General features: G+C 52.4%; 19 protein-coding genes. 5 read left to right on the top strand and 14 right to left on the bottom strand.

From position 1 onward, the window contains the following. Positions 1-140 precede the first annotated feature (140 nt). From L1N82_RS10650 to ilvB, 3 genes are all read right to left on the bottom strand, one after another. Complete coding sequence (locus tag L1N82_RS10650; protein WP_235287344.1) at positions 141-938, bottom strand: transglycosylase domain-containing protein; 798 nt, start codon at positions 936-938, stop codon at positions 141-143. 151 nt (positions 939-1,089) lie between these two features. After that, positions 1,090-1,566 (bottom strand): acetolactate synthase small subunit, encoded by a 477-nt coding sequence (ilvN, locus tag L1N82_RS10645; RefSeq protein ID WP_235287343.1) that lies wholly within the window; start codon positions 1,564-1,566, stop codon positions 1,090-1,092. Beyond that, positions 1,563-3,302, bottom strand: a complete 1,740-nt coding sequence (gene ilvB / locus L1N82_RS10640) for a biosynthetic-type acetolactate synthase large subunit (protein WP_407946741.1) — start codon at positions 3,300-3,302, stop codon at positions 1,563-1,565. Before ilvB ends, ilvN begins: the two co-directional genes overlap by 4 nt. Before the next feature lie 127 nt (positions 3,303-3,429). On the opposite strand from ilvB, the gene L1N82_RS10635 reads away from it, so the two are divergent. After that, positions 3,430-5,472: a helix-turn-helix transcriptional regulator gene (locus L1N82_RS10635; RefSeq protein WP_235287341.1), complete on the top strand. Its 2,043-nt coding sequence runs from the start codon at positions 3,430-3,432 to the stop codon at positions 5,470-5,472. Between the two features lie 55 nt (positions 5,473-5,527). Here the strand turns inward: L1N82_RS10635 and L1N82_RS10630 are convergent, their stop codons facing one another. Next, entirely contained in the window at positions 5,528-5,887 is a 360-nt protein-coding gene (locus tag L1N82_RS10630; protein WP_235287340.1) for a hypothetical protein, read from the bottom strand. A 274-nt stretch (positions 5,888-6,161) separates the two neighbouring features. Between L1N82_RS10630 and L1N82_RS10625 the strand changes: the two genes are divergently transcribed. Beyond that, positions 6,162-7,544 carry a Calx-beta domain-containing protein gene (locus tag L1N82_RS10625; protein ID WP_235287339.1) on the top strand — a complete coding sequence of 461 codons (1,383 nt, stop codon included), beginning with the start codon at positions 6,162-6,164 and terminating at the stop codon, positions 7,542-7,544. A gap of 61 nt (positions 7,545-7,605) precedes the next feature. Continuing rightward, a complete protein-coding gene (locus L1N82_RS10620) occupies positions 7,606-7,830 on the top strand; it encodes a uracil-DNA glycosylase (protein WP_235287338.1) in 225 nt (74 codons plus the stop codon). A 90-nt stretch (positions 7,831-7,920) separates the two neighbouring features. Here L1N82_RS10620 and L1N82_RS10615 read toward each other — a convergent pair whose 3' ends face one another. The 6 genes from L1N82_RS10615 to L1N82_RS10590 all read right to left on the bottom strand — a co-directional run bounded on the left by L1N82_RS10615 (position 7,921) and on the right by L1N82_RS10590 (position 17,223). Then, complete coding sequence (locus L1N82_RS10615; RefSeq protein ID WP_235287337.1) at positions 7,921-11,277, bottom strand: X2-like carbohydrate binding domain-containing protein; 3,357 nt, start codon at positions 11,275-11,277, stop codon at positions 7,921-7,923. Positions 11,278-11,717: 440 nt separating this feature from the next. Beyond that, positions 11,718-12,413 carry a rhamnogalacturonan acetylesterase gene (locus L1N82_RS10610; protein ID WP_235287336.1) on the bottom strand — a complete coding sequence of 232 codons (696 nt, stop codon included), beginning with the start codon at positions 12,411-12,413 and terminating at the stop codon, positions 11,718-11,720. A gap of 17 nt (positions 12,414-12,430) precedes the next feature. Beyond that, positions 12,431-13,426, bottom strand: a complete 996-nt coding sequence (locus L1N82_RS10605) for a pectinesterase family protein (protein WP_235287335.1) — start codon at positions 13,424-13,426, stop codon at positions 12,431-12,433. Between the two features lie 42 nt (positions 13,427-13,468). Then, complete coding sequence (locus L1N82_RS10600) at positions 13,469-14,548, bottom strand: GDSL-type esterase/lipase family protein (protein WP_235287334.1); 1,080 nt, start codon at positions 14,546-14,548, stop codon at positions 13,469-13,471. Continuing rightward, entirely contained in the window at positions 14,541-15,635 is a 1,095-nt protein-coding gene (locus L1N82_RS10595; protein WP_235287333.1) for a dienelactone hydrolase family protein, read from the bottom strand. Before L1N82_RS10595 ends, L1N82_RS10600 begins: the two co-directional genes overlap by 8 nt. A gap of 25 nt (positions 15,636-15,660) precedes the next feature. Then, positions 15,661-17,223, bottom strand: coding sequence for an extracellular solute-binding protein (locus L1N82_RS10590; protein ID WP_235287378.1), 1,563 nt, complete (start codon positions 17,221-17,223; stop codon positions 15,661-15,663). 237 nt (positions 17,224-17,460) lie between these two features. On the opposite strand from L1N82_RS10590, the gene L1N82_RS10585 reads away from it, so the two are divergent. Further along, positions 17,461-19,779, top strand: a complete 2,319-nt coding sequence (locus L1N82_RS10585; RefSeq protein ID WP_235287332.1) for a helix-turn-helix domain-containing protein — start codon at positions 17,461-17,463, stop codon at positions 19,777-19,779. A 91-nt stretch (positions 19,780-19,870) separates the two neighbouring features. On the opposite strand, the gene L1N82_RS10580 is transcribed toward L1N82_RS10585, so the two are convergent. Next, the gene (locus L1N82_RS10580) at positions 19,871-20,653 is read right to left on the bottom strand and encodes an NAD-dependent epimerase/dehydratase family protein (RefSeq protein WP_235287331.1); all 783 of its coding nucleotides are present in this window, start codon (positions 20,651-20,653) and stop codon (positions 19,871-19,873) included. A 566-nt stretch (positions 20,654-21,219) separates the two neighbouring features. Between L1N82_RS10580 and L1N82_RS10575 the strand changes: the two genes are divergently transcribed. Next, the gene (locus tag L1N82_RS10575; RefSeq protein ID WP_235287330.1) at positions 21,220-22,143 is read left to right on the top strand and encodes an ArsR/SmtB family transcription factor; all 924 of its coding nucleotides are present in this window, start codon (positions 21,220-21,222) and stop codon (positions 22,141-22,143) included. 154 nt (positions 22,144-22,297) lie between these two features. On the opposite strand, the gene arfA is transcribed toward L1N82_RS10575, so the two are convergent. The 3 genes from arfA to L1N82_RS10560 all read right to left on the bottom strand — a co-directional run bounded on the left by arfA (position 22,298) and on the right by L1N82_RS10560 (position 25,632). Further along, complete coding sequence (arfA, locus tag L1N82_RS10570) at positions 22,298-23,809, bottom strand: arabinosylfuranosidase ArfA (RefSeq protein ID WP_235287329.1); 1,512 nt, start codon at positions 23,807-23,809, stop codon at positions 22,298-22,300. Between the two features lie 65 nt (positions 23,810-23,874). After that, positions 23,875-24,720: a carbohydrate ABC transporter permease gene (locus tag L1N82_RS10565; protein ID WP_235287328.1), complete on the bottom strand. Its 846-nt coding sequence runs from the start codon at positions 24,718-24,720 to the stop codon at positions 23,875-23,877. 24 nt (positions 24,721-24,744) lie between these two features. After that, on the bottom strand, positions 24,745-25,632 hold the full coding sequence (locus L1N82_RS10560; protein WP_235287327.1) for a carbohydrate ABC transporter permease: 888 nt from the start codon (positions 25,630-25,632) through the stop codon (positions 24,745-24,747). Positions 25,633-25,645 lie beyond the last annotated feature (13 nt).

Raw genomic sequence — 25,645 nt, 5'->3', positions numbered from 1 at the left:
GGCAAGGCCCCTCTCTAAGTCTGTCGCCTGCATACATTAGATCTAACGTACTCATTCAGGACCCATTCGGCTGTAAAGCTAAGCCTGGTATCCGCTTAAGCTGTCCAAGTTTCTTCTGCGCGAGCATCCGCCCGCTTGCCTTACCCTGTTACATTCACAGCCAATTCACGCGAGTTGGCTTCCATCTGCTCCTCCGCTGTAATGACACCATGCTGCTCCATGAGCTCCAGCACAAGCTGCCTCCGCTCATACGCCTTCTCCGGGTTCCGCAACGGCGAGTAATTCTCGGGCGCTTTCGGCAGAGCAGCCAGCATTGCCGCTTCCTCCAGCCGGATCGTTTCCCGGTCCGGGTCTCCGGCCCGTACAGTTTTCCCGAAATACAAATTAGCCGCTTCTTCAATTCCATACTTGCCGTGCCCAAAATAAATCTGATTCAAGTACATCGACAGAATCTGCTCCTTGGTATAGCTGCGCTCCAGATGAAGAGCAATCGCCGTTTCCTTGATTTTGCGCAGCACGGTCTTGTCATGGGTCAGAAACAGATTGCGCGCAAGCTGCATCGTAATCGTGCTTCCTCCTTCAACAAAGCCTCCGGCTTTAATGTCCTCCGCCAACGCCCTGCCCAGCGCTCTGGGGTCCACCCCATGATGGCTCATGAACCGGTTATCCTCCACCGCAATGAATGCCTGCCATACATAGTCCGGCATCTCGTTAATCGATATATAGTGCTCTCCGTTCAGTACCGCATTCAGCTTCTGCTCTTCGGTTAACCGGCCTCCAACGGCCAGCACGCTGTGCCATACGGCGAGCAGCAGCAGCACAAGTGCCATTAACAGCACAGGTACTTTATATAAACGATAAATTCCTCTCTGCTTACCTCTTGCCGCATGTTTATTCCCAGCCTTCGCATGCTCTTTAACATAGGTTGTATGAAGCATTCGCACCGGCCTCCTTCAAGTCGTCTTGTCTACACTCTAACGGAGCGGGCTAAATGCTGCTATCGAATAACCTTTCTTAAGCCTTACATCTTTGTAAGAAAACAAAAAAACCTTCAAGCGGCTGGCTTGAAGGGATGCAGCATACCTGCGTTCAGCCCCGATTTACAGCCGTCACTCCTGTACCGGTCACCTCCACAATACCAAACGGCCGCAAAATTTGCAGAAAAGCTGTGTTCTTTTCCCTGTCGCCTACCACCTGAATGGTCATGGTTTCCGCCCCGACATCAATGACAGAGCAGCGAAAGGTATCGGCAAGCCCCAATATTTCCTGGCGGGCTCCAGCTGCGGCATGACATTTGATAAGCATTAATTCTCTGGTTAGCAATGGCTTCTTGCTAAGAAGCTTCACCTGAATGACATCGATCAACTTGTTCAGCTGTTGGCAGATCTGGTCGGCTATCCGCTCCTCGCATGATGTGACAAGAATGATTCGCGAGCAGCCCTCTGACTCAGAACGTCCAACTGATATACTGTCAATATTATATCCCCTCCGGCCGAACAGGCCGCAGACACGCTGCAGAACACCCGGCTGATCTGCGACCAGGACGGAAATCGTATGTTTGGTCATCTGTCTTCATCCCCCAGTATCATATCCTCCAGCGACTGGCCCTGCGGCACCATGGGATATACATATTCATCCCTGCTTACATGGAAGTCTATTAGTACAGGACCATCCGTTCCGAGCGCTTCCTTCCATGCCTCTTCTGCTTCCCTCGGGGTAGTGGCCCGCAGACTCTTGACCCCGTAGGCTTCACCCAGCTTAACAAAATCCGGACTGCCGGACAGGTCGATATGGCTGTAACGGCTCTCATAGATGACCTCCTGCCACTGCTTAATCATACCAAGTGTCTGATTATTAATAATAACAATCTTGACCGGTATCCGGTTAATGGCGCAAACCGCCAGCTCCTGCACACACATCTGCATCCCGCCATCCCCGTTAACGGAAATGACAAGCTTATCAGGACAGCCGATCTGCGCCCCAATCGCGGACGGGAAGCCGAAGCCCATGGTACCCAAGCCGCCGGAGGTTATGAGCGAGCGCGGGTGACTGAATTGGTAAAACTGCGCTGTCCACATCTGATGCTGCCCCACATCTGTCGTTACAATGGCCTGCCCTCTCGTCGTGCGAGAAATCATCTCAATCACATATTGCGGCTTCAGTTCCTTCTCCGAGGCGGTATAACGCAGTGGAACCGCCTGTTTCCAGCTCGCAATTTGACTATTCCAAGGACGCGGCTCAATTGGTTCCGCTATCCTCAGGGCTCGTTCCAGGACAGCCTTCACATCGCCCTTGACCGCCAAATCCGCCCGCACAAGCTTACCTATTTCGGCTTCATCAATATCGATGTGGACAATTCGTGCCCCCCTAGCGAACCCGTCAAGACGCATGGTCACCCGGTCGTCGAAGCGTGCCCCGCATGAAATAAGCAGGTCACAGTTAATTAACGCCTGGTTGGCTGTATAGGTGCCGTGCATGCCAGGCATGCCAAGCGATAAGGGATGTCCTCCTGGTATAGAGCCAAGCCCCATCAGCGTCGTCGTTACCGGCAGATTCAGCTTTTCGGCGAAATTCCTCATCACCTCCGCCGCTTCGGAATGAATCACCCCGCCCCCTGCAAGGATTACCGGTTTCTCGGCAGCTCGGATCATGTCCGCCAGTTCTGCTGCCGCAGCTTCCTGTGAAGCCCCCAGCTCAGCGGCATCTTCAACGGCCTCTATCTCCGGGTATATGAAGGTTGTCGATGCCGCAGACACATCCTTTGGAATATCGATCAGCACCGGACCCTTGCGCCCTTCATTGGCTATCCGAAAAGCCTGCCGGATGGTAACAGCCAAATCCTCCACACGCTGGACCAGATAGCTGTGTTTTGTAACCGGCTGTGTGATCCCAACAATATCGGCCTCCTGGAAAGCATCTGTTCCGATCAGCGATGTGGCAACATTACCCGTAATGACCACCAGCGGAACCGAATCCATGCAGGCGGTTGCAATGCCTGTTACGAGGTTCGTTGCCCCCGGACCTGACGTCGCTATGCATACCCCTGTTCTGCCGGTTGCCCGTGCATACCCGTCGGCCGCATGGATGGCACCCTGCTCATGCCGGGCCAGCAAGTGCTTGAAGTGCTCATTACCATGCATAGCATCATAGATATAGAGCAGCGCGCCTCCCGGATAGCCAAACACACATTCAACACCCTCGAGCAGCAGCATCCGGAGCAGAATCTCCGAACCGGTAATCCGGTCCTGCTGCATCAGCTCCCGGCGGAATCCGGGGTCTCTAAGCTTATCTTTCGTTGACATGGAAACCATACAAATCCCTCCTTAGCATCTTGTTTACAAGCTAACATGGAAACGGGGAGGAATACGGTATCCATAAGTAGAATTATCTGGTACCCATTCTGATAAGTTGGAGGGCCGAGTAAGCGATATGGAGGATTGGCAAAAAAACGGAAGCCCGCCGACCATAGGCCGGCAGATGCAGGAGTGGATGGAATCCGACTTTGTCGGAAGAGCCTTCGAGCTTCATCTTATTGAAGAATATATAGCACGGCTGGAATTGCGGGATGAACGGATTATCAATATTCATGGAACTGGCGGGATAGGCAAAACCAGTCTGCTCGGACGCTGCCGCACACTAGCCCGCAAGCATGGCGCAAGATATGCAGAATTAAACATGAAGGATATGGTTCCTAATCCCGGCCAGGTGTATTTGCGATTATTGACACAGCTAGGCCTCCCCGCCCCTCATACTGACAAACAGGGAGAAGACGTATGGGCAAACTGGGATATTGTGAACGAGCTTGCAGAGCGTCATCGGATTGTCCTTGCTATTGATCATTACGAAGCAGCCGGCCTGGTTGATCAATGGCTTAGGGAACAAGCGCTTCCGAAGCTGCATACGAACATTCTTATTATTGTTGCGGGACGTTATCCGCTGGCAGGACGCTGGAGACTTTCGTCAGCTTGGCAGCGGCTGATTGTCCCCCTGCCCCTAAAAGAACTAAGTTACGAGGAAACCTGCGCCTATCTGCAGCGTTCGGGTATCCAGCAGGAGCAAGCGATGGATGCAATATGGCTTAGGACCTTCGGACATCCGCTAGTTCTGTCTCTGGCTGTTCCCCTGGCCCGCCATAATCGTATTTTCGATCCGTCACGAACCCTTTTACCGCTGGATGACATCATGGATCTGTGGCTGCAGGAAATTACGGACACAGAGCTGCGGCAGCTTGTTATGGCAGCCTCCATTCCACGAACCTTTAACCTGGAAACGTTGTCTCTGCTGCTTGAGAACGAGCTGCCTGTAACACGCTTCGAAGAGCTCATCCGCTTGTCCTTCGTCTCGCAGTCCTCCAGAGGCTGGAATATCCATGAACTGGTTCGTGAGACCCTTCAACACAGCTTCCGGAGAAGAATGCCCGATACCTACGACAAGCTTAATGCCAAGGCCCTTCAAATCTTCTCTGCACGAATCAGGAACAGAATTGCGAATAAGCAGGATATTACGCAAGAGGTTGCAGAGGTGGTCACCTTTTCGGATAATCCTGTTCTGCGCGCCCATTTCCGCCATACCTCCTGGTCACAGAATGTTATCGAGCGGTTCAGGCCGGACAATATGCCGGAGCTGCTGAGCTATCTTGAGCGCCGGATGTATAGTGGGAAGGGCTATAAAATTGTCTGCTCGGACCCGGATTCAGCCACAGATTTCAGCTACACCTTTACAGCGGAGCAAGGGCTGCTCAGGCTCAAGGCATTCGATATTCCCGGCATGCACAGGCACGGTGCAGAGCTGAAGATTTTGCGGAATCCGGAAGGTCGCATGATCGGTCTGCTTGCAGAAATACCAATCCACAGCAGGAGCCTGAAGCACTTAACCCGCGCGCCAGTGACGTCAGCTTATTTCAAGCAGCTGCCGCCTGCAATCCTGCAGTCTATGCGCACAAGCGAGGAGGATTCGATCGCCACGTATATGCTTACAGTTGACGTAGAAGACCCGGAAGATCAGGAGCTCCGGTCAGATATGATCCGGATGCAGTTTGGCTGCATGCTCTCCGGCAGAATCGTGGTCACCTCACCGCCACCCCTAGATTATTATAGGATGGCCTGCATCAGCCTGGGCTTCCGGGAAGTTCCCGGCGCCGTGCATTATGATTATGATGGCGTTACACCGGCTTCGACCTACATGCTGGATACCCGGACTGATAAAATACCCGAGCTCCTCGCGTTTCTCGCCGGACCTCAAGACATTGACAAGCATGTTCACGTGGTAAAGAACAACTTGCCTCTCCTCTCATTCACCCAGAGAGAGCAGGAGGTTGCGGAGAGGCTTATCAAGGGAGAAACCAACCGGCAGATTGCAGGTGCGCTGTACATCAGTGAAGCGGCGGTCAAGAAGCATGTCCAGTCCATGCTGCAAAAAACAGGCCTGCGCAACCGTACCCAGCTGGCCAAGACCATCCTGGAGCACAATTAGAGCATATATAAGCCGCTGCGGAGCCTTTCATCATCTCCTTGCGGCTTATATGCCTCTATTTTTTTACCACCTGCAGCAGCTGAACATCCTTTAATAGGTAAGTATCCTTAATCTGCTCTTCGGTGAGCACATTCAGCTTGACGAGACTGGCCACCTTGGCGGTATCCGCTCTGGACAGCATTCGCCACAGCTCTGGTTCAGGCAGCGCCGAGAGCAGCTTCGCATCATCGTATTCCCTGCGCTGCTGCACAACCAGAGTAAGCTTGCAGCCGCCAGCTTCCAGTTGCCGGACCTCATGCTCCATACAGTACCCAATCAGTTCATCACGCAATTCGGCCAGCTCATCGCTGAGCTGTTTGATCTGCTGTTTCAACTCATAATACCGCCTCAGCTTTGCTTCCACTGCTGTCACCACACTCCTTCTCTCCCATCCTATGCACAGAAGCCATGCATATAACCGGCTCCACCGATTCAAGCGGACCTGCCGGGGTTATAAAGGAGCATATGTATTTTGCTTGCTGGCTTGCTTTTCAGCTATGCCGCCTAATCGTTTTGAAACAGCTGTTCGGGAATGAGGTGGACAACAACAACATGAGTTGCTTTTTATTTTACACCGCAGCTCCGCTGACCTATAATTAGATGGAAGATACATTTTGTATCAAACACTAACTGCCTTTGGAGGTAATACCATGAAACGGAAAGCAGCCTTACTGCTTGTTACAGCAGCAATCACAATAGCCACCGCGGTTCAGCCTATCCGCATCCTGGCACAGGACACGCCTGTACTCGATGCTGCACCGGTTGAAGTGCCTGTGCCGGTTACCGTACAAGCAGAGGATACGGCCGCAGTCGTTAGACTGACGGATTTTGACTATACGACCGGGTGGACGGATGAAGATGCAGCCAATTACTACGGCCAGAACGAGGACGACGGAGACCGCCGGATCCAGGTCATGCTCGAAGGCCGGCTGGGCCGCGGCCAGGAAGCTGCTGTAAGATACAAAGTGGAGCAGCTGCATTTTGTCGGACCCGCAGCCAATGCGTGCGGATATGCACAGATTCCCCCCCGGGAGGGTACGCTTACCTTTACAGACGAACAGCCTCAGCAGGAAATAATCGTGCCCATTACGGACGATGAAGTGTCCGAATGCATAGAATATTACACTATATCCATCAGCCCTGAGACCGACAATATTGTCGTCCCTTACCAAAGCGCAACAGCGGAGCTGTACGTCTTTGATGACGATGAAACAGTTGTCACTTACACAAGGAAGAGCAACCGGGCTAACCCCTGGTTTGAAGTCGTGGAAGACGGCCAGCTGGCTGTCCGCCCATGGCAGACAGATAATAGCATCATGGATGGCATTATCATACTAGGAGACCGCAGCAAGCCGGTGACGGTTGATCTGAATTACATCGATTGCTGCGCCAAGCGGAACGAGGACTACACCTCCAGAATGACGAAGTTTTCACCGCAGAAATTCAGTTACGACAAGGATGTTGAGTATACGCGAGCCAACAATCCCTTTACCAGGTTCAGCTGGAATAACACACATATGCTCTATGAACCGAATCGGCTGTTCGGCATTATCGACGATAAGGAAGTGGAGCTGAAGCCGGAAGGGTTCAAAATTGCCCTAGCCAATCCTGTTAACGCTGCAATAGGTGCGATCGATCACGGCTATATTGCCATCCGGGATAATGACCGGCCAAACTTCTACTTCAAGTCTCAATATATGTACGGTACGTACAAATTCTCCAAGACGTTAACAGTGACTGTTATGCGCAGCAGCGGCGAGGGGGAAGCGTCGGTGACGCTCACACCGAAGGAGGATCACTTGACACAGGCAGGGGACCGCTGGATGGCGAAGGCAGGCGTCGAGTATGACGGCACACCTCAGAAGATAAGGTTTGCGCCTGGCGAGACGGAGAAGACGGTGAAGATCCCTCTGTATCCGAACGGCTATGTGACACCTTACAGCGCGCTGGCATCCAAGTATTTCCTGCTCGAGCTGAGCGGTGCATCCAAAGGCTACCGCGTTCTCCACACCGGCATGGTTACCGTTCACTAACGACTTTCCCGCCTCGTTCCGATATAATCAATAGCGGATATTAAGATAAGGCGGGGGAGATATGACGGAAGTCAACCGCATCGACTGCATGAAGTGCAAGCATTTTTACGTAACGTGGGACCCAGGTTTCCCGCGCGGCTGCCGGGCTTTCGGCTTCAAGACGAAGAGCATGCCCAGCCAGACTGTACATTCCTCTTCCGGCCAGCCTTGCATGAACTATGAACAGAAAGTGCCGGCCGCAGGGATCAGTGCCCCGGTTATGGGGAAGCGGAACTGGCGGAACTGACCGTTACAATGCAGCAGGGGCTGCCGTGCACGTTACAAGACGTGTCGGCAGCCCCTGCTTTTATTAGTATTAGTTATAAGCTTTAGCGGATTACTGCGGCTCCTGGCCCCACTGCAGGCTGCCGGCAGTATAGACGGTTGTCTTGGACCAATCCGTATAGCTGCTGGCCGAACCGTTAAAGGAATAATCGCCCGTTTGCGAGTAGCTGCTCCAGTTGTTTTTGGCTATACGGGTTTGTATATCAATGCTCTGGCCTGCAGGCAAGATCCCCGCCCCGCTGGAAAATCCGATTTCCACGTAATGGTCGGCACCATCCTTTGGAGAGGCCATTTTCACAAATTTAGCGGTCACATTACCGCTTCCCGCAGTCGACCAATCGCACCAGAAGCTCTGCTCCTGCTCGCCGTCTATTGTGTAATAATAGCGAATCTTCACGTCAGCCAGAGAGATATCCGCCGCTCCCGTGTTCATCAGCTTGAAGCGCGGATTCAGCGTATTGACTTCCGATGAGGTGGAGCCGTTAAACATCTGCGCCTTCACACTGCCCGGCTCAGCCGCCGTGCTGTCCGACACTGCAATCTCCAGTACGGGGTCCGTACCTGCACTGAAGTCGAAGGTAAGACTAAGTGTACCGAGCGGCTGGGCAGCCAGATAGCTTGATTTGATCGTCACCTTATTCTCGTCTATCGTATAATCCTGCCCTTCGACCAGTACCTTGCTGACGTTGCGGACAGCTGTCAGTGTATTGCCATTGGGGGTTATGGTCACCGTTACATCCGTCTGGCTGCCTGCCTTCTTATCAAAGGCAGCCGCGACAGGCGTGATGGACGAATTATTCACTGGCTGAGCCGATGTTGAATCTTCAATGGCAATCTCCAGCACGGGGTCCGTCCCTGCACTGAAGTCGAAGGTAAGACTAAGCGTACCGAGCGGCTGGGCGGCCAGATAGCTTGATTTGATCGTCACCTTATTCTGGGCTGCCGTATAATCCAGCCCTTCAGCCAGCACCTTGCTGCCGTTGCGGACAGCTGTCAATGTGTTGCCATTGGGTGTTATGGTCACCGTTACATCCGCCTGGCTGCCTGCCTTCTTATCGAAGGCGGCCGCCGCCGGCGTAATGGACGAGTGATTCTGAACCGGACCGGCAAGATCACCATAGACTATTCCCCGTCCGTTCGTACCCACATAAACCCGGCCGTAAATTCGCGGGTCTCCCGTTATGGCCGAGCCTGTATAGGCATATTGATGCTTGTCATCATTAATCCGAACCCAGCTCAATCCGGCGTCATCCGAACGGAAGATTCCCCTTACCCCGTCGATTTGAGCCGAAATATACAGCGCCATGTAGGTCTGGCCCGGTGCCGCTTTGCCGAAGCCGACGACGTCCGCTTCCTCCACATTAGCGAGCTTCGTAAAGGACGCGCCTGAGTCGGTCGAATGCCACAATCCGTACACACCGCTGCTTTCACTGCCGCCAGCCAGCCAGATATCCCCTTCCACGCCCGGCATCGCCTTGAATTTCAGTGCACCTTCTGCGGGAAGACCTGCAGCAGCCGTCTGGGTGAAGGTCGCGCCGCCGTCTGTACTCACATAGAACGCACCTGCGGCAGCCGCATAAAATTTGTTCTTGTTCACCCTGTCAGATGCCACCTTGGCTCCGTCAGGCAGACCAGTACTCTTCATCCACGAGTTGCCGGAGGACTTGGAGTAATACACACCGACATCCGGTGTACTCCATACTAACGAGCTGTTGTCGGCTCCAACTGCCAGTGTGCCGCCGCCCTTGGTTCCGGCCGGTTCCGAAGACGGATTAAACCAGTTGGTTCCGCCGTCATATGAGAGTGCAATGGACTTTGCGTTAGGATTATTCTCATAGTCTCCGTAGCCGACACGCGCTATGAAGGTCGGGTTCAGCTCAGCGTAATCTATGCTGGCCGTGCTGCTCGGACCAATGAACATCTTGGCTGGCGCTTTCGTAACATCATCATGCCGGAAGCCTGACACATCACCTACACCACTGAGCAGCGGAGCGCCTGATGGCGGGCTGATCAGATCGATAACCGAAATCTCCTCAAGCCCCTTGGCCATCACAGAGATATTAATTTTTTTGTCCGCATCCCAGTCCGTCAGATTGTTCGTTCCGTAAATGGTGGCACCCGTTCCATACATCATCCGGTTAGAGTTATGAGGGTCGATCTCCAGGTCACCGACCATCCAGCCAAGCTTTGGCGTCACTTCCGGAGGCTGCGGATTAGTGCCAAAATCCAGCCAAGGCGCTGCAGAGATATCCTGTGTATACCGCAGCGTCCGGTTAGGATAACCCGCCCAGTCCCAAATGCGCGTCCAGGTAGCCCCGCTGTCCGTGCTGCGGAACAAAATCGTATCCGGCCACCACGAGTTAAGCGCAGAGACCATCAGCGTACCCGGCTGCTGTTCATCCAGCGCAAGGCCCCCGTAACCGAAATAATTGTCCGTACTCGAGCTTGGCACCGGGCTCACATTGGTCCATTCACCCGTAACCGTGTTATAGCGCCATACATCGCCCTTCTCCCCATCATAGGGGCCGATCGCATCATTATACGTTATGAACAGATTGCCGCTGCTGTCGAGCTCCCCATGATGCGGCAGGAAGCCGCTTGGCTGGCCTGGGACCGCCGACCAGGTTGCACCGCCATCTGTACTGCGGTAAATACTAGTCTCTTTGTCGGCTACACCGATATATATCGTCTGGGTTGGGCTGCCAGGCGAGCCGGTCGCAGGATCGAAGGTGATCCAGGCAAGCCCCATAATGTCACTTTGGTAGGAGTTGGATGGGTCCTGAACATAGGTTCCGGGGTTCGGGAAGGATGTCACTTTATTCCAGGTCGCGCCATAGTCGATGCTCTTCCAGAGACCGTTGCCGCTGCGAGCGCCAAAGTACAGGATGTTGTTGCTGTTCGGGTCTATTGCCAGACGCTCGCCCATTGACCGGCCCGGCATATTCCCGCCAACCTTGAAGGGCAGCTCGGTCTCCTGCCAGGTATCCCCGCGGTCAGTAGACCGCATAATGTAGCCGTTATTCGGGTCCCAGTCATTCGTGTAGGTGCCAACAGCCAGATACAGCCGGTCAGGGTCGACCGGGTCGGTAGCCAGCGCATCGACACCCGTCTTGCCCCACTCATCCCAGCCTACAAAATCAAGCAGCGGAATCCAGCTGTTGTCTGCCGGGTTCCAGCGGTACGCGCCGCCTATGTCTGTCCTTGTATAGATCAGATCCTTTTCCGTCTTGTTGAAAATAATGCCCGGGATAAATCCCCCTCCGGCACCGGTCACGACATTCTTCCACGTATACGGTTCGCTCGGGGCGGCCTTTACAGACTTGGTATCGCTTACAATAGTAGTGCCCGCAAATACGGCGGCCAGTGTGAGCAGTATGCCCGCTTTACGTATCGTTTTGCTCAGCTTCATCAGTTCACCCTCCAACTTTAATTAAATTTGGTTTGCTCTTGAAGCTTTATAGACCATTCTGTTCGCTGCAGCCTCCCTGTTTTCTGATGATGTCCGTTTAACGGAATTTGTACTCCTTTCCATTGATTGCGCTTTCATAATAACATAAAAATTCATACGATAATACATGGTATATTAGACATTTTTTACACTGTAAATTAGTTATTTATCTATTTCTTCAGAGCGCCTGTATTTACCTGAGAAATGAGCCGGGCCCGGCTGCCTCCTGGCCAGTGACACTCTCTATGAATAATATACTGTAAGAAGAGCCGGAAGCCCCCGGCCCTTCAGCATGAATGTCATCCTTAAGCATATATTCGTTAAATTTTATAGTCTTGCGTCTAATGACTGCCTTCCGTTATCTGCAGGTGCACGCCTGAACGCTGAGCAAAACTGCCGGTTTATCCGGCACTGCCCTTCAGGCTCTCCGGCTCCTTGCAAGGCAAGCCTAAGCGGTAAAGTCCTTCCGCCGCCAAAGCTGCAACCATCCTGGCTCCAAGCTCCGAGAAATGGGTGTCATCATGGACGCCCTCCGGATAGTTCGGATGCACGCCCGGCTCCAGCCACATGAACAGCCGCTTCGATTCCTCAGGACCGAGCCGCTCGTAGAGCCGCCCTGTCAGCTCCCTTAAATCCAGCAGCGGGATGCCCCGCTTGCGCGCCAGCTCTTCCATAGCCGCGGGATAGTCGCCATGCGTATGCTCCAGCAGACCGTCAGAATTAAACTTGCGCCGCTCTACCGATGTAATCAGAATCGCCTGCGCTTCCCTGCCGGATGCCCCTAGCAGGTAACGCTCCAGACATTGCTGATAGCTTCCATACGGATCGGTACGCCGCTGCTCATCAGACTTGGCATCATTATGCCCAAACTGAATGAGTATGTAGTCACCCGCCTGTACTCCGCTCAGCAAGTCTTCCAAACGCCCTTCATCAATAAAACTTTTGGAGCTTCGCCCCGACATCGCTTTATTGCGTACGGACACATGCGACTGGACAAATTCCTGAAGCATCTGGCCCCAGCCCGCTCTTGGCGCTTCCTCCGGTCCGTATTCGGACATCGTGGAGTCGCCGGCCAAATGAAAGGTTACAGGTTTCATTCCTTCATTCATCCTCCTCATACCGGGTTCCAGCCGTCATGACCCGCCAGAACCCTGCCTATTCTATAGTGCTCCGCCTCCTCTGGAAGCAGCTGCCTGGACCAGCTGACCCGCTGTGAGGGACATGCGCCCGGCCCTGTATTGGCGTACTCCTCATAGCGGACTGAATGCTCACTATCCGGGCGGCCCCAGTTGTCCCAGCCCTCGGGCCTGATATGTGTGCCCATCCAGCAATTCATATATAGGGTATGGGCGTGGTCACGCCAGGGTCTGCCCAGATACACACTCCCTGGTGGTGCGTCTCCGGTTAGCCGGCAGGTGTCGAATACATAACCGAAGGGAGCATGCTCGGGCGTTGAAGCCGCAGTTATCCAGCCATGCGTCACAGGGTGAGCTTCTCCCACTCCTGGCAGGTCTCTTCGCCTCGAGAAGAGCTCACAGCCGAGGAAATACGCTGTCGCCGAGCCAAAAATAAAGTCAATGTCGCCTTCTATGTAACAGTCCTCGTAAAGTTGACGAGTGGCCCGCCTTGGCAGGATATCGCGCGGTCCGCCAAAGCTTGCCCTCTCCTTCGGCTTTGGCGGCAGCGGCCCTGTGAAGAGCGTATCCTGTTTGCCAAGGAAACGGCAGCGCCGGAATACGGTCCGGTCCCCATCCGCATACACGGCCAGCGCTTGGCCTACCCGCTCGCCCGGACCAGCCGTGTTCGCGAAAGTAAGCTGTTCTGCCGTAAAATCATCTGCCCCCACTAGAAAGCTGTAGGAATGAAAGGTATGATAATGTTCTCCATCCGGAAACTGCTTCTGCGCGTAATCATCGTAGGTGATGATTGTGCTCTCCGCATCGTCGCCAATCAGTGTAACACCCGGACGTTCGACAGACACCTTCTCCTTATAAATCCCGCTGCGGATCCGGATCGTAACCGGCTGCCCGCTTCCATAAGCATCAGCTGCATCTATAGCTTCCTGCACGGTACGGAAATCGCCGCTGCCGTCAGCTGCTACAATCATCATAAAAATGCCCTCCCCTGCGCAAGAAAGTCCAGCTGCCTGCACTTACTGCGGCTCTGCATGAAGCCGAATCCGGCGGGCCAGCCTGCGCGCAATTTCCTGCATGCCCTCTGCTGACGGATGCAGCAGGTCAATAGTCAATGCCCGATCATCCGGCAGCAGCTCGCGTCCAGATAGGTAAACGATTTTCTCCTGTCTAAGCGCTCTTACGCAGCGGCGGACAATGTCTCGATATTCAGTAATAACAGGATCCCGGTTATAATCCCGGTGGCATGTGAAGAGGTCTGTGCAGAAAACCCATCTGTCTCTGCTGTTGTCGGCTATGGTGCGAAGCATATAGCGCACCCGCTGTTCAAACTCGGCCAAAGGCATAAAATCAATGACATTGACACCGAGCTCCAGCACGGCATACTGCCAATCCCTTCGGGAAGCAATATAGTCTGCCATTGCGGGTTCTACATGACAGCTTCCCGAGAAACCTAGGTTAATAAGATCGGCTCCAAGACGCCGGGCAGCTGCATGCGCATAGCTGCCCGAAGGCAGCACTGCATCCCCGCCGGCCGTAATGGATGAGCCGTGCACGAGCAGCCGGCCAGCCGGCACCTGTCCCCTCCTCGGCGGCGCCACTGCTCCTTCAACACGTAACAGGCGGACCTGCAGATCATTGGGCAGCATAATACGCAGCAGGGAGGGATCGAAGTTCAGGAGCCCTTCATCATACCTGCGCCTTAACAGCTGCTCATGCTTGCGGCTTCGGCGAATGACAAGCCTGGTTTCACCGCCCTCCCCCATCGGCTGGGGAGTGGTGTCATAGGCGCCCTGATAATCCCCCTGGTATACTTCAAATACCCCTTTGGGGCCGGCACTGCCGGCAGAACGGTCAACGGGATCATGCAGGAAGGTAAGGACTGCTTCGTCTCCCTCCAGATTGAAGCGAATCTCCGATCCCGCTCCAAGCAGAGCCCGCCCCTGCGCCTTCTCATTCAGTGCCATACGCACCTTGGACGGCACCCGCGACAGCTGGATACCCTGTCCTTCCCCAAGCTCCTCTACCTCAGCAATATTATGAAGACCGACACCTTGAACCACAATATCTCCCGGCATGGAAACCATCCGGTCAAGCATGGCCTCTCTCCTCCTTCACCTTCGTCTGCAGCCAGTCAAATGACAGTCCTCCCCTGATCTCGTGTCCGCCCTCAAACAGGTCAAGTCTGAAACAGTCTGCCGCGCCCAGCTCTGCGTACAGCTCCACCAGATAGTCTGCTGCGGCCTGTACCTCTTCCACGGGAAAAAGATGATCGGAACGGCCGGACTCCAGCAGCAGCGGCCTCGGAGCTATCAAACCAAGCAATTCAGGCATTTCCGCTTCCCGCAGAATGCCCGGCAGATAATTATCCAGACAGTGCTGCATGGCCAGAATACTGCCCCGGTATGTGCTTCCGTAACCGCAAATAACGGCAGCACGGATCCGATTCTCCACAGCTGTTGTCAGAGAGGCAACCATCCCCCCGCCGGAGAAGCCGATACAGCCGACACGCGCTGCATCCACATCGTCCCTGGTATCCAGGTAATCCAGCGCCCTTCTTGCTTCGAAGACACGCAGTCCGGCCAATGTCCTCCCCGTCATCAGCAGTGCGGATGCCAATCCGAAGCAGGAATTAGCCGAAGGATCGGATCGCCCTGCATCCCTCATCAGCTTCCTGTCCCCGAACCCGGCAATGTCCGGTACCAGAACAAAGAACCCCCTCTGCGAAAGTGCTTCAACTGTATCGCCGTGGATGCCCGGGCCATCCGGTTTAGGCGTGCCATCCGGGCTCAGCCCCAGCATGTCACGGCTGCCGCTTCCATGCCCGTGCAGAGCAAGTACGGCAGGGAGCCTGCCGCCGCCTGACGTCTTGCTCCATACCGCATAGGCAGGCACACGAAGCCCATAGCCCGCGGTAAATTCCACACGCTCCCGGATCATTCCCGCGGTCTCAATCCGCTCAAGCAGCCTGGGGGCAAGCGGTCCCCCTTCTTCGGCCAAATCATCGAAATCACCTAATATGCGTTGCAGAGAGGCGAGCAGTTCTGCTCTCCTTTGCTCGCGTGTCCTAACGGAAGCTTTAACCTTCCGTTCCTCTTCCAGCCGCTCTATCAGCCTCTCAAGCGCTAGGTCCGGCGCCCAGCCGGTTCCTTCCTGCTCAGCCGCCCTTCTCTTGTTATCCTGCATGGATTACCGCCACCTTTCACCAGTGTCATTTCAAAGCAGACGCCTGCTGCTTCTTATAAGCCGCATTATATTCCTGCACAATATTACTGCCTCCCTTCTCCATCCATTGATGAACCGCCCGGTCGAAACCAAGGTCATTCATATCTCCCATGATATATTGGAAAGTAGCATCTCGAATGATTTCCTGGAGTCTAATGCCTAGGCTGCTGGAAGTCTTTGAATCCAGCGCTGCTGTCGGATCATCGATCAAGTAGGCCTCATTTTCTAAAGTTAGCGCCTCTGCCTTATCTCTGGCGGGAAGCTCATAATCCGGCTTAAGCATATCTATGGTGCGCGGGCCGCCGATTTGGAGCGCCTGATAAGGTTTTATTTCCTCTTCAAACCGGCTGTATGGCTCCTGCAGAACAGCTCTTCCGTCAACCAGCCGGTAGTGCTCATCCTCTACACCCCAGAACAGCAGATTGGCCGCCTCCGGTGTCATCAGCTTATCGTAAAAGGCAAGAATGCTTCGCAGTTCCCCCTCTGTGGCCACAGCCGATTTGGGGAAGAGAACTACAGCGCTATAGCCGGGAATTGACCAGATTCCAAAGCCCTTCGGTCCATAGATACGGTTATGCACATCCAGCTCGGCATCCGGATTAACCGCCTGCAGCTGTGCGTGCAGGGTCTGCACATTGACCATTGCTCCGATATACACGCCGGCTCTCCCGCTCACAAACAGCTCAGCCTGATCCTGCTTGCCTGTCACCGCAAAATCACGGTTCATCAGTCCCTCCTGATGCAGTTTGCGGAAAAAACGCAGCGTCTCCTTATAGGCAGGAAACATAAATTCCGGCTTCAGCTTGCCGCTCTCTATCCCCCAGCCGTTCGGCGTTCCGAAATAGGAGCCTACCGTCTTGAACGCTCCGTAGACCAGGTCGCTGCGGTTTGCAAGACCAATGGTGTCATGAAGTCCGTTGCCGTCGGGATCCTCTTCCGTAAAACGCTTGAGCATAACATACAGCTCATCAATGGTTGTCGGCTCCTTCAGTCCCAGCCGGTCGGCCCAATCTTTGCGGTATATAATCCCCTGCCTGGACAAGGGCCGTTCCTGGTACAAGCCATATATTTTGCCATCCACTGCCGTGTTACGGAGCACCTCGGCCTCCAGCTTACGAAGGTTAGGGAAATCGGACAGCAGCGGTCCGATTTCCCAGAACAAGCCGCTGCGGAAGGCTTGACGGTAAATATCCAGCGAGGCAGCGTTCTTGACGTATACCGCCTGCGGTAGAGAACCGGTGGCAAAGGCTGCCTGCATCTTCTCGTCATAGCTGTCATCCGGTACCCAGTCGATGATGAGATTCATGCCGGTCAAGGCTTCCAGCTCCCGCTCAATTCGGTCATCCGGCACCTGCGGCGTATGAAGATCCGCCATAACAGTCAGTGTCATTTGCTTTCTGTCCGATCCGTCCCGCGACATATCCTTCATAGGATGAAAAGCATCCTTCTTAGGGATAGCGCTTTCATTTTGTGCTACACTATACGTACATCCAATCAATACCAGCAGCAGGACAGCGGCCGACATCAGACGCATGTTCCCGGCTGTCATCACATTAGTCCCCTCCCCCGCAACCTAATATTTGGCATCCTCTTAACAGCATATCGCAGGACACCCGGATGGATCAAGCGGAACGTTGGACGAATGCGATCTCTGTTCCCACTCCTGCATAGAATTCCGGACAACCTGATCTAATGATTATCGTTGTCATAGTGATTATCGGACATTAGGAGCTGCCAGTCCAGGAATAAGCCGTCAATCTGCATACTCTACAGGAGGAATAACCTTATGAGCAGAATCAGCCTCTTTAGCAAAATGATCCTTTTCGGCTGTGCCGTCAGCGTCCTCCCTCTGCTCGCTCTCGGCTACTTCTCCTACCAGAAGTCATCCGCGTCGATCCAGCAGCAGGTCAACGAGAGCAATCTGCAAATCATGGGCCAGATCAACGGCAGTACCGAGCAGGTTCTCCGGACAATCGACTATACGCTTAACTATGTCATCAATACCAGCCAGCTGCAGGAGGCATTGCACCGCCGGCTTACCTACCATGATTTTCAGCTGTACTATAACCTCAAGCGCGAGCTCAGCCTGCTGCAGTCGCCGGAGACGCATGTGACCGACGTAATCCTGGCTAACGCTTCCAAGGATTGGCTGATCAATAACCGGGGACTATATACATTCTCCGGTTATGAACACAAGGAGACGCTGGCCGAGCTGATGAAGCTTCCCGAAAGCACCAGCTGGGTGCTCCTAGAAACCGGCACCATCGGTTCCAGCGATAACGAGAGCTATGGCTGCAGCCATACCATTGTACTGGTCAAAAAGATGCCCCTCCTTCATTTAGGTGAAAAACGCGGCGCGGCTTTCGCCACCATTCCGAGCTGCCAGCTGGGCACCATGCTGGGCAGCCGTGACGATTCAATACAGACCATGGTGCTGGATGGCGGCAACCGGATCGTCGCTCACCCGCAGCCGTCGATGATCGGCAAATACCTTCATGAAACCTATGTGGGAGAAAATCTGGATCCGGCCTTGTTCACCGGACTTTCCGGTCAATTTGCCTCTAACGCGGGAGGCAGGGAGCTATCAGTCACCTATGTGCGCTCCTCCTTTAACGGGTGGGTATATGCCTCCTTTACGGAGATGAATGAATATACCCGGGAAGCCCGTTCGATAGGATGGTTCACTTTTTATGTAAGCGTTCTTATGGTTATGCTGACCGTCTTATTCGTATGGCTGGGCAGCCGCAGGGTATACACGCCGATCAGACAGATGTTTCAGGCCATCGCGCAGCGTCTGCCCGTCCATATGGAGAATAGCAGGAATGAGCTGCAGGTTATCGATACCCATATCAAGGAGCTGTTTGCATTCAATACCCAGCTTCAGGAAGAGCTTGATCAGACGAGCCGTCAGGTCCGCACTTACTTCCTGCTTAGACTTTATCAGGATCAGCTGGGGTCAACCGAAATTATGGAGCGGATCAGGCTGTACGGATACGGCAAGCAGGTCGATAGCTGGCAGCGGCTCATTGTGATGACGCTTCAAATCGACGACCTTGAAGACACCCGGTACAGTCAGAAGGACCAGGATCTGCTGCTGTTTGCTATTAATAACATAGTTGAAGAAATGATCCCCCCCGGCGACAGGCTGCCTCCGGTAATCGTGGACCAGACGCAGGTTACGCTTGTCGGTTCGGCCGGTAGATCGGAGGAAGAGTTCGGAGATGATATCTATAAGCTGACAGAACAGATTCAACAGCACATGAAACATTACCTGGACCTTGATGTCAGCATCGGGATCAGCCTCCCCTTCGAATCACTGTTGAAAGCCGGGCGGGCTTACCAGGAAGGATTAGAAGCGCTCAAGCACAGGCTGAAGTTTGGCAAGGGCGTCATCATTCCTTATCACACTCTCAACGAAGGCAAGCATACCGGCGTCTGCTTCTATCCCAAACAGCTGGAGCATCAGCTGATTGATGCGATCAAGCTGGCAGATGAGGCTAGAGCACAAGAGCTTCTGAAGCAATGGCTTGATCAGGTATTCTCCAAAGAGCGCACTCCACAAGAATACCAGATTTCGCTGATCCGGCTGCTGAATGACCTGCTCATCGTCCTGCAGGAGGCCGGTATCCGGTGGTCGCAAATTGGCCTGCAGGAAAGCTCATTATACGAAGAGCTGCTGCAGCTATATGTCTACCCCGAGATCGAAAGCTGGTTTAGAGCACGCCTCATCATCCCCATGGCGGATGTATTCCGGCAGCGGCAAGAGGCGCAGTACCACAACCTGTCAGAGCGGATTATAGCCATAATACAGAACGAATATGATACGGATCTGACACTCGAGAAATGTGCATCCCGGCTCCATTACAATCCCTTCTACCTAAGCAGCGTCTTCAAGAAGGAAACCAATCTGTCATTTAGTGAATACTTGTCCCGGTACCGGTTCAACAAAGCTAAGCAGTGGCTCATCGAGACCGATATGCCCATCAAGGAGATTGCCGAGCGGCTGACCTACAACAACTCCCAGAATTTCATCCGCTCCTTCCGCAAGCAGGAGAACATGACGCCAGGACAGTACCGGAAGCAGTACAGCAGCCGAGAGAGCTAGTCCATTGCGAAGGCTGCGTCGTGGCATTGGCGGTTATGCATACACCTGGCAGAACGGCTCCCGCCGGATCATCTCGGCAGGAGCCGTTCCATTATTTTTCCGACCAGATACCACCCTTATATTCCGTCTCGTCATGCTTGACTGCTTCTCCCGCACATTTAGCTCCTTCCATTACCTCGGCTGCATTATCAAGCGGCTTGTACCCGATCAGCTCCTCCAGATAATCAATGTTGTAGTAATTGTCCGTGTTATTGGAGGTGCCGTACATCGCGAGGAATTTGATGTCCTTGTCCGCTTCAATGCATCGCTCTGTTAGCTGCACAAGATCTCTCGCCGAAATCCATATATGCGCCGCACGGTCCGAATGAGGGCAATCGTCGCCCGGGAAGTTGCCAATCCGCATATTGAGGGAGGACACGCCGTATTTGTCGGAATACAGCCGTCCCAGCAGCTCGATATAACATTTGCTGAGACCGTAGAAGCTGTCCGGCCGGTAGGGGTCGGTAGCTCCAATCTGCTCGTCCACCTCGTAAAAGCCGGTAGCATGGTTAGAGCTCGCGAAGATTACCCGTTTAACCCCATTCTTGCGGGCCGCCTCGTAGATGTGGTAAGCCCCCGTTACATTGATAGGCAGCACTTTGCCGAGAAAATCCTCCTGATCCTTTGCCCATGCGATATGGAGGATGGTATCTACTCCTTCCGTGAGCTCCAGAAGCCTCTGAGGATTAGTCACATCCAGCTCGATGACACCTCTTTCCTCATCAGCGCGGATATCACCGGCTACAATCTCATACTTGTCCTTCTCATGAAGCCCCTCCAATATTGCGCTCCCAACAACTCCAGCAGCACCCGTGATTAACAGCTTTCGTTTCATCAGCCTCATCCCTTCCATTCGAATTGGGGAAGTCTTGTATCTTACCTTTATTACCCAAACAAGCTGGTATTATTTCCTGCAGACTTTAGACCCCTAATATAATAGATGAGCTATAAAATGTAAGCGCATTCCGAAAGCCATCGTTTAATCTTCTCAAAACCACATATAATAATAAATATGCTTCTATCCCCCCAGAGGTTTATTCCAGAAACTCATCTTCTGTCAGTGCATCTCATTTTACTAATTGGAATTAAATTGCTATTATTGAATTCGTATCTTTATTTTATAGCGTTGACGCTTACAAATCGCTTCCCTCCCGGTAAATCCTTAGCTGCTCCTTCTCCCGAGCAGGCGCCCCCCGCCTGCAGTCATCCGGACTGCTTCCATTTTGCCGTCTGCCTTTTTAGCGCTAAATTAGAATAGGAAATTTTCATTGATTATTAATAAATAATTTAATACAATCATTAACAGATGTCTTATTTATACGATGCGTGAAGCAGCTGATGCTCACGCGACCAAAAACCCGTCGGAGTATTTGAATACGCTGCCGATTCAGTGGGGGAACCATGAAAATTGATGTTACTGATAAGTGGCTGCCGGTATATGAAGCATTGGCCAGCGCTGTCCGCATTGAGATGATTCAACTGCTCGCCAAACAGGAAATGAACGTAAAAGAATTAGCGCAAGCGCTTAACTTGAGCAGCGCGATAATGACTATGCATGTCAAGAAGCTGGAGAAAGCCGGCCTTATTAACACTACAATGGTATCCAGCCGCGGCGGCGCCAAGAAGGTCTGCTCGCTGGCCGTTGAGGGTATTGAAATCGCTTTTCCTTCTAAAGTTTTGCCGCAAAATCGTGATTACCATCTTACAGAGGTTTCGGTCGGACACTACACTGATTTCCAAATTGAGCCTACCTGCGGACTAGCCACAGTTGAAAGCGTAATCGGTATCTTCGACGAGCCCCGTTATTTCCTTGACCCTGAGCGGGTAAACGCCAAAATTTTATGGTTTGGTCAAGGGTACGTCGAGTATAAGGTGCCGAATTTCCTTCTGAGAACCGAAGAACCGGTAGAGCTTGAAGTTTCGATGGAAATCTCCTCTGAAGCTCCGTTTGCTAATGAGAACTGGCCTTCTGATGTTACCTTCTTCCTCAACGGTGTCCATGTTGGTACATGGACCAGTCCCGGCGATTTTGGCGGCGGTAACCGCGGCAAGTATACACCTGACTGGTGGTGGAACGAAATTAATCAGTTTGGCCTGCTCAAGGTGCTCAAAATTAACGACAAAGGGACTTTTATTGACGGTCAGAAGCTCTCCGAAGTCACACTGGATCAGCTGGACATTAAGCAGAAGCAGTGGACCTTCCGCATGGCTGTAATGGACAGTGCTCAGCATGTTGGAGGATTAACGATTTTTGGAGCTGGTTTTGGCAACTATAATCAGGATATTAATTTCAAGCTGTACTATGAGAAGAATCCACAGGCATAGTTAACCTGACAACCCTGCCGGCACAACAGCCAGCAGGGTTGTCATATATTTTAGAATAACGATAAGGCCCTCAACGCACTTGAAAGCGCGTGAGGGCCTTATTAATAATACTTGAGCTGGCAGGCTCAACTTAACGGGAATACCATAGCCGAAATTAAGCTTTGACCAAACGGATAACATTCCATGACTTTGCTGAAAGAACAGCATGCAAGACGCCGCCGTCGAGTTTGCTGTTACCGCCTGTATGCGGAACAACTTCCTCTTTTGCAGCACTGTTTCTAGCTTTCAAGTCCGAATGCTCGAGCACGATATGCTCTGCGATTTTATAACCTTCAAAGCTGCGGACATCGCACTCCAGCTGAAGCCCTTCCTCAAGATGACGGTTCACTGCAAAGATGGTGACTTCTTCCTTCTCTTCATTAAATACCGCGGTAGACTCCAGGTAAGGAACATCTGTGAATTCCTTGGAGTCATAAGTCGGCGACTTCGACAAGGTATGAAGCGCCACTCCTCTGCCGTATAAAGAAGCATGAAGGTAAGGATAGTAGATCGTTTGACGCCAAGCACTGCCGCCCTGTTCTGTCATAATAGGCGCGATAACATTGACCAGCTGTGCAAGGCAGGCAATCTTAACTCTGTCAGCATGCTTCAGGAATGTAATAAGAAGTGTACCAACAAGCAGGGCATCTTCAAAATTGTAATGGTCCTCCAGCTGTGGAGGTGCGATCGTCCATGGCTCGATCTGCTTATCAGCATCGTTGGAGTGATACCACACGTTCCACTCATCAAAGGAAAGGTTCAGCGTTTTCTTGCTGCGCTTCTTCGCCTTGATGAAGTCTGCCGTTGAGATAACCGTCCGGATAAAGCGATCCATCTCAAGCCCTTTGGCCAGGTAGTTCGCCGGGTCGTTCTCGGCATTGCCGAAGTATTGATGCAGCGACACAAAATCGACATGCTCATACGTATGCTCCAGCGTAGTCGCCTCCCACTGCGGGAAGAGCGGCATCGCTGAATTGGAGCTGCCGCAGGAGACCAGTTCAATCGTTGGGTCTACAAGCCGCATAGCCTTGGCTGTCTCAGCAGCCAGACGGCCATATTCCTCCGGCGTCTTTTGGCCGACCTGCCAAGGACCGTCCATTTCGTTACCCAGACACCAAGTCTTAATTTTGTGAGGCTCTTTATAGCCGTGCGAAATTCGCAGGTCGCTATAATAAGAGCCGCTTGGATGATTACAATATTCAAGCAGGTTACGTGCAGCATCGATGCCGCGCGTTCCCAGGTTAACGGCCATCATTACATCAGAACCGGCTTTTCTTGCCCAGTCAGCAAATTCATTGGTTCCCATCTCATTGGTTTCGATAGTCCGCCAAGCAAGCTCCAGCCTACGTGGTCTGGAGGCAACCGGGCCTACGCCGTCTTCCCAATTATATGCGGATACCATGTTGCCGCCCGGATACCGGACGATCGGAACATTAAGGTCACGCACCAATTCCAAAACATCTTTACGGAAGCCCTGTTCATCTGCCGAAGGATGGCCAGGCTCATAAATACCGCCATATACCGCCCTTCCCAAATGCTCAATGAACGAACCATAAATCCGTTTGTCTATTTCTGCTACACGGTAAGCTTTGTCAACGACCATACTGGCTTTTTTTAGCTGAGACATGTCTTAACCCCTTTTCCGGTAGTGTATTGAAGCGCCTTAATCAAAGAGAAGGGGTAATCAATTGATTACCCTTTCACTCCTGATATTGCAACTGACTCAATAATCTGCTTCTGGAAAATTAGGAATACAATCAGCATCGGGAGCAGTGCAATAATAGATGCTGCCATAATAAGCGGATAGTCGGTCTGGATGGCATAGGTCGCATTATAGTTGGCAATAACCAGCTGCAGCGTCTGCTTCTCCGGTGAATTCAGATAGATGATCGGTGCCAGGTAGTCGTTCCAGATTCCCATAAACCAGAGAATAAGCTGAGCTGCGATTGCCGGCTTAATCAGCGGGAACGTAATTCTGGTAAAGATACCGAAGTACGAAGCCCCGTCAATCTTGGCCGCTTCAATGATCGCATTAGGCACGCTCATCAAATACTGCCGCAGGAAGAAGATCATAAAGATGTTACCAAATAATCCCGGAACGATCAACGGTAACAGCGTATCCACCCAACCTGCCTTGGAAAACATAATAAACTGCGGAATCATAACGGCAGGATACGGTATCATTAGTGAAGCAAGCAATCCCATGAAAATGTAATCTCTAGCCGGGAAGCGCAGCTTCGAGAAGGCAAAGGCAGCCAAGCTGGATGTCAGCGTACCAATAATCGTAACACTTACTGCCACGATTATACTGTTCATAATACCTTCAAGCAGCGGCCCCTTTTCCCAGATTTCAGAGTATTTCTCAAACTGCCATGGATCAGGAATCCATTGAGGCGGAAGTGCGAAGACGTCATCCCTCTCCTTGAAAGAAGTCGTCAGCATCCAGATCAGCGGTGCGATCATGAAGACAGCACCCACCAGAAGCAAAATATAGATAATTATATCGGCAAATATGCCTTTTCGTTTGGTTTCACTCATGACGGTTCTCCTCTCTATAGACTATTAATCGTGATTGTCGGACGATTTGTCCAGTTTGAATTGGATGAGCGTAACGACAAAGATAAACAGTCCCAGTACTGCCGCCATGGCGGATGCATAACCCATTTGCAGATTGCCAAATGCTTTCTGCCATACATAGAAGACTACTGTTGCCGACGAATATTCCGTACCACCGGTCGGTGTCATGATGTTGATTTCGGTGAAGATCTGCGATCCGCCGATGATGCTTGTTACAACGATAAAGAAGGTAACCGGTTGTACCATCGGCCATGTGATATGGCGAAGCTTCTGAAGCGCGTTAGCCCCATCCAGATCAGCTGCTTCATAATACGATCTTGGAACGCTCTGCAGAGCCGCAAGATACAGAAGCATCGAATAACCAAGACCCTTCCACACCGTCATAATAATAATCGCCGGTTTTACCGTATGTTTATTGGCTAACCAGTTCGGCCCTTCGATACCGAAAATCTCTAAAAACTGATTAACCAAACCATAGTCACCATTGTAGGCCCACTGCCACAGAATCGAAATGGCAGCCAGCGATGAAATAACCGGAATGTAATAGATAACCCGGAACGTTGTCGTCCCGAACTTGCCTCTGTTAAGTGCCAGTGCCAACATAAGTGCAAGTACCAGACCAACAGGTATACCTAACATCAAATAGAACGTATTGAAAAGCGCCTTATGAAACTGTTCGTCTGCTAATAGCTCTTGATAATTACCAAGACCCATAAAGTCCATGCGCCCAAGACCATCCCAGTCGGTAAAAGAACCATATAGGGAGTACAGTGCCGGGAACAAAGCGAAAATCAGAAATCCTAGAACGGGCGGCAGTATGAATAGGTAGCCATAATATTTCTCTTTACGGTACAGATTGGATTTGGTTTTCATGTTTCACCCCTGG

The sequence above is a fragment of the Paenibacillus tarimensis genome, from assembly GCF_021532315.1.
In the GTDB taxonomy this organism is placed as follows: Bacteria; Bacillota; Bacilli; order Paenibacillales; family Paenibacillaceae; genus Paenibacillus_I; species Paenibacillus_I tarimensis.
This window is presented reverse-complemented; position numbering and strand designations above follow the sequence as displayed.